Raw genomic sequence first — 6,328 nt, forward strand, 5'->3', positions numbered from 1 at the left:
CCCATTCTATCCTGTGGGGCGGGGCCTTGAATGTTGAAATGACCTCCTGCACGACAGCGGGCCCGATACCAGACACCCTTGCGATTAGAATAGCTGCGGCGAGATTCTCAAGATTGTGGATACCCTTAAGCCCCCAATTTTTAAGCGAATAGACCTCATCAGACCCACCGATCGATTCGGGCAACCTTAATATGATTTGTCCGCTTTCGCGTCTTATCAGCGCCCCGTGAAGACCGTGATCGCAACGACCGAAAATGAGCCGCTTTGCCATACCCCTGTCCCTAAAAGGCAAAAGGTTGGGGTCGTCGCCGTTCATGACGGCCCAATCGGAACCGGTCTGGAATTTGAACAGACTCGCCTTGCTTTCCCCGTATGCCGCAAGGCCAGGGTAACGATCCAGGTGATCGGGCGACAAGTTCAAAAATGCAGCTATATTAAATCTTGGCGGCCTAAACCAACCGCGATTCAAGGAAAAGGCGTCAAGCTGAAAACTACTGACCTCCAAAACAGCCGCCTCGCCGCTATTGTATTCATCGTGTTGCAAAAAACCCAATAACGGCACCCCAATATTGCCAGCCGTAACATGGGGCAGTCCAGCAGTCTTAAACATCTCCCCCACCAGGCTCGTGGTAGTGGTTTTGCCATTTGTCCCTGTAATCGCAATCAATGGCCCACGCCATAACGAAACAGCCAGCGCAAGCTCTCCAGTAATGGGTATCCCATACTCCAGCGTCGATCTTACGACATGGGCATCAAGCGGTATCCCTGGACTCACAATAACCATATCAGCTGAAAGGCAGGTCTTGGGATCATTTTTGCCCGCCTCTATGCCCACCCCTCTTGCCCTTGCCCATTCGATAAAATCAGATGGCCAACGCCCAATAGGTTTAAGATCACTTACAACCACCATGGCCCCGCGGGATTCAGCCCACTTTGCAGCGGCCTCACCGGATGCCCCTATCCCCAAAACCACTATCTTTTTACCCCTCAGATCCATCATCTGTATATGATTTACCGCAATTTCAGGGTACTTATGGCCAAAAGGCCGAGGATTATGGCTACTATCCAGAACCTCACTATGACCTTGGGCTCATTGACCCCCAAGAGCTCAAAATGGTGATGAAGCGGCGCCATCTTAAATACCCTCCTGCCGCCCGTAGCCTTGTAATATCCCACCTGGATTATCACCGACAAGGCCTCCACTACAAAGATACCCCCCACAATAACCAACAGGAGCTCCTGTTTTATCAAGACCGCCACTGTACCCAACGCGCCTCCCATGGCCAAGGAACCTGAATCCCCCATAAAGATGCTTGCCGGATAGGAATTATACCATAAAAACCCGAGCCCGGCCCCAACCATCGCCCCACAGAAAACCGCAAGCTCGCCCGCCCCTGGAACGTAAGGGATCTGAAGATATTCGGCTATAACAACATGGCCGGCAAGATAGCTGAAAAGAGTATAGACTGCGGCAGCCACTACGAATGGCCCGGTGGCAAGACCGTCCAGCCCATCCGTCAGATTCACGGCATTAGATGCACCAATCACCACCAGCATGGCGAAAAAAAAATAGAACATCCCAATATCGGGTCGTATGTTTTTGAAGAATGGGATGCTCAGATACGAGCCCCAATACCCATCAACAAAGAGGATATAGCCAGCAACAGCGCAGAAAAAGGCCTGGCAGACAAGCTTCCATCGCCCTGGCAATCCTCTGGAATTGCGCCTTTTGATCTTCAAGATGTCGTCGGCCAGACCTATTGCCCCGAACCCCAAAAGGACTATAAGACATATCCAAATATATATCTCTTTGAGATCGGCCCACAAAAGCGTGGAAAAGGCTATCGCCCCTACTATAAGGACACCGCCAGTACTTGGCGTCCCGGCCTTTGAAAGATGGGCCTTAGGACCGTCTTGCCTTATCACCTGCCCCATCTGCATCGCCCTGAGCCTCTTAATGAACCAATCGCCCAAAAGAAAGACCACGAGAAATGCCATAACCGTCGCATAGATAGTACGGAATGTTATATAGCGAAAGACATTGAAAACGGGCCAGAATTCATGAAGGGGGTAAAGCAGATAAAAGATCACGACACACCTCTTTCTTTTGCAAAGGCAGCCCTTATAACCCCAGAGACCCTATCGCATCTGACCCCTCTAGACCCCTTTACGAGTATGGTGCATGGACATGAAAATATACCGGCTCCTCTACGGTCAAGACAACTGCTAAGCCAATGCATCAATGCATCCATGTCATCAAAGGCAAACGCCTCAACCCCGGCCTTCCTTGCCTCCTCTGCAACGACGGTTGAAAACTCACCCATGGAAACTAGCAGATCAACCCCTGAAAGACCTGCCTTTCTACCCAGATCCTGATGAAAAGACACAGATCTCTTGCCGAGCTCCAGCATATCGCCCAAAATCGCTATCTTTTTACCCCTGCCCCAAACTGACAGCGTCTCAAGGGCCATGGCCATCGATGCTGGATTGGCGTTGTAGCTATCGTCGATCAGATAAAAATCACAGCCTAGATCTTCAAGCCCCATGCGCCCATGCAGCCCTTTCATTTCTTGCAGACCTGCCGTTATCTCGTCGTCTGTGAGGCCTATGGCATATGCCGCCGCAGCTGCGGCAACAACGTTTTGAACATTGGCTGTGCCTATGAGCGGGATATCGGACCTCACCAAATGACCTGCGATATCGATCTCGATATAGAAAGCGGCATCCAGAGGCGACCACGAGACTAGAAAGACATCTGGGCGACCCCCCCCTCTTGACCCACCCGTTACGGAATAGAAGACCTTTCTGCAGTCGATGGCACGGGAAACCTCCAAAACAAGCGGGTCATCAAGGTTGACGACGGCCGTTCCGTCTTTACCCAAGGCCTTGAAAACCTCACCCTTCTCCCTTGCCACGCCTTCAAGATCGCCGAGCCCTTCGAGGTGTACAGGTCTGATGTTTGTTATGAGCGCCGCATCAGGACCTGCAATCTCTACAAGTCTTGCAATCTCACCAGGCCGGTTCATACCCATCTCAAGGACCGCCCAGTCGTCCCCTTCCCTGGCCTCAAAAAGACTCAATGGAAGGCCTATCAAGTTGTTGAAGTTGCCCTTTGTCTTTACAACCCTCCATCTCTTCTGAAAGATAGATGCTATGGCCTCCTTTGTAGTGGTCTTACCGCAGCTCCCAGTTATCGCAAACACACCCAGTCCAAGGCGCTTCCTGTACCACGAAGCCAGGTCTCCAAAGGCATTCAGGACGTCATGGACGGCGAGAAGCGGAGCATCGGTCGAAACGTCCTTTAAAAGCGACATGTCTTCATGCGATACAATCGCACCACAGGCACCTTTCTTAATTGCCTCACACACAAAGTCCCTTCCATCAAAACGCCCACCTTTAAACGCCCAAAATAGATCCTTAGGCAAGATGGATCTCGTGTCTGTGGATATACCACCGATCAGCACCTTTTCCAGCTGCACACTGACCCCATTCGATCCCTTGCCATATACGACCTCGGCTCCTATAGCGCTTGCAACCTGACACAAAGAAATCCGTGGCCCGAAGGCCTCCCTCAAGACCTCTCTGTCATCAAAATAAATCCTTTCATCCCCTATGATCTGATATGTCTCATGCCCCTTTCCTGCAACCAAGACGCAATCGCCGGTCTCGGCTCTGGCAGCCGCCCAAAAAATAGCCTCACGCCTGTCTGGAATAACCTCCACATGCGCCGAATAGCCATCTCTCTCTCCGGCAGGGATCTCCGCCAGACCCTGAAGCATCTGATTCAATATGAAGGCCGGATCCTCACCTCGCGGGTTGTCAGAAGTAAAGACAGCAATATCGGAGTATCTCGCCGCAATCCTGGCCATAATCGGCCTCTTGCCCTGATCTCTGTCACCTCCGCATCCGACCACACATATGATCCGCCCTATAGCGAGATTGGACAGGGTCTTTAAGACATTCTCCAATGCATCTGGGGTATGGGCATAATCAACCAATGCCGTGATGTCTCTTTGGTGGATGGCCACCGGCTCAAGCCTCCCTGGGACTTTATCAAGACATTCTATTCCGCGTCTGACAATATTAAGATCAATGCCAAGACCGGCGGCTGCACCGATCGCACCGAGGATATTTGATAGATTATGTCTGCCTATAAGCCTTGATTTGATATCAATTTCACCAAAGGGGGTTGAGATCCTTGCCTTAAGCCCTGCAAGACTCGATTCAAAAGATTCGGGCCATATATCAGCACTACGGTCGAAACCATAACTGATCCTCCGGTTGCCGGATCCATCGATCATAGCCCAGAGCCTCAATCCATAAGGATCATCCAGGTTTATCACAGACAGACCCACCTTATATTCGGTAAAAAGCCTGGCCTTTGTAAGAAAATAGGCCTCCATATCATGGTGATAGTCCAGGTGATCCCGTGTTAGATTAGTAAATACTGCCACCTTAAACTCACACCCTTCTACCCTCTTCTGGTCTATGGCGTGGGAAGAGACCTCCATTGCCACAGCCTTTACCCCGCCCCTCAACATCTCTGCAAGACAGGCCTGGATCGCCGCAGAATCGGGCGTAGTGAGCTCCGAGGCGGTCTCCATTCCAGCATATCTCATGCTTATAGTCCCTATAACACCTGGATTCAGATCGGCCTCTCTGAATATCGACTCCAGAAGATAAGTAACCGTAGTCTTTCCATTGGTTCCTGTAACCCCTACCACTATAAGCCCTTTGGATGGCTCTCCATAAAAAATACTGGCTAATCTGGCGAATACACTCCTTGGATCATCAACACCGAATATCTTAACCCCACCCCTATTCAGACCCTTCAATCGACAGGCACCCTCATGGGAAGTCACAACCACCCCGGCCCCGTTCTTTATTGCATCAGCTACAAAATTCAAACCATCTCTCTTTGTGCCAGGCATGGCCACGAATACAAATCCAGGCCGCACCTTTTTCGAATTGCAAGTGACACCTGCCGCATCGTCCAGGATGGCTAAGATCTCTTTATCTCTCATTTTTTTGGATATTCATCTCTAACGGCAATTTGGCCGCAGCCATAGCTACCCTTTTTATACCTCCAAAGACCTCTTTATACATGGCTGGGTCCCCCCTCACATTGTCAAGGACGACTATATAACATACAATAGGATTATCGACAGGCCAGAAACCGAGCGCAACGATCTGTGCGATTCCCTTGGTGCTGCCAGGCTCGTCGTGTAGCCTGATGCTAAAAACCGGATCGCCGTCAAGGCGTCCCAGCTTCTCTCTGAACCCAGACGCCAACGCCTCAGCAGACTGTATGGAACGACCGCCGGACAAGATGCCACTTTCAAGGTGGGTCTTCTGGCCCTTCCCGACATATTCAAAGGCGACATGAGGCCAAACAAGCTTGCCGCCGTTTATGAGGGCGCAAAAGGCGCGGAGCATCTGCACAGGGCTTGCGGCCATACCTTGGAGCAAAAGGTCGTCCCATGAATACGGAGGACTCGACGGCAGGCGCCCCATCTCCTCATCAGGCAGATCAATACCAGTAAGCTGTCCGAAGCCAAGTCTCCACATGCCGTTAAGCACACTGGCGTCGAAACCGACCGATTTGATCTCGTCGCTCGTCCATGGTCCAAATATGCCGAATTTATCACTTATGTTGACCAAATTAAACCTTTCGGTTCGAACGGTCGACACAGACGGTTGAACCTGACCACCTTGATCTGAACCGCCCTGCAGTTCCTGCGAGGATCTTTCTTTGGAAATCCAGTTGACAAAGACAAAAAACATCGATGGATCCACCTCGGCCTTTATTGCATAATTGCTGAATCCGCCCCCATCTTGATCATTTTGCCAGCATTTTCCCTGCTCCCATACGGGTCTTACGGCCATGGCCAATATCTGACCTGTATTCACACCCATGACAATCATACAACCCTTTTCACCTTTCATTCTGGTCAGCTCCGAACCAAACTCCTCCTCTGCCATGGACTGTACACCTCTTTCGATGGTAAGATGCAGGCTGCAACCTGGTGCTTCGGGATCTTTACACTCCATAGCACCGAGTCTCTTGTCATAGAAGGCCTCCACGCCCTCAAGGCCGTTTCCATCATGGTCAGTAAAACCAAGGATCTGGACGGCAAGACCTCCATAAGGATAAAAACGTCTGTATTCCCCGGCGACGCCTATGCCTGAGATATCGGCGGCCTTCAATCCCTGCACCTCCGCCTCACTAAGCCCGCTCTTCAACCAAACAAAGTTGCGTGTGGAAAATACCCTGTCCTTTATCTCGCCTTCAGGGATGCCAAGTATGCCCGAAACCTTCGCAATCCAG

The 6,328-nt window shown here is 51.0% G+C and carries 4 protein-coding genes; all 4 read right to left on the minus strand.

What is annotated here, in order from left to right; genetic code table 11:
- A partial coding sequence (locus ACP5SG_RS09120) for a Mur ligase family protein (protein ID WP_428123816.1) occupies positions 1-1,000 on the minus strand: 1,000 nt, incomplete at its 3' end.
- Between the two features lie 11 nt (positions 1,001-1,011).
- Positions 1,012-2,091, minus strand: coding sequence for a phospho-N-acetylmuramoyl-pentapeptide-transferase (gene mraY / locus ACP5SG_RS09125; protein WP_237887580.1), 1,080 nt, complete (start codon positions 2,089-2,091; stop codon positions 1,012-1,014).
- Entirely contained in the window at positions 2,088-5,024 is a 2,937-nt protein-coding gene (locus tag ACP5SG_RS09130; RefSeq protein ID WP_428123826.1) for a UDP-N-acetylmuramoyl-L-alanyl-D-glutamate--2,6-diaminopimelate ligase, read from the minus strand. Before ACP5SG_RS09130 ends, mraY begins: the two co-directional genes overlap by 4 nt.
- Positions 5,014-6,328: penicillin-binding transpeptidase domain-containing protein (locus ACP5SG_RS09135; protein ID WP_428123833.1), on the minus strand; the 1,315-nt coding region annotated here is incomplete at its 5' end. The genes ACP5SG_RS09135 and ACP5SG_RS09130, both read right to left, overlap by 11 nt.

The sequence above is a fragment of the Dissulfurimicrobium sp. genome (assembly GCF_049968175.1).
Taxonomy (GTDB): domain Bacteria; phylum Desulfobacterota; class Dissulfuribacteria; order Dissulfuribacterales; family Sh68; genus Dissulfurimicrobium; species Dissulfurimicrobium hydrothermale.

What these genes read in the sequence shown, in the direction of transcription:
- ACP5SG_RS09130 (WP_428123826.1), bottom strand. Translation starts at nt 5,024, where the DNA reads ATGAGAGATAAAGAGATCTTAGCCATCCTGGACGATGCGGCAGGTGTC.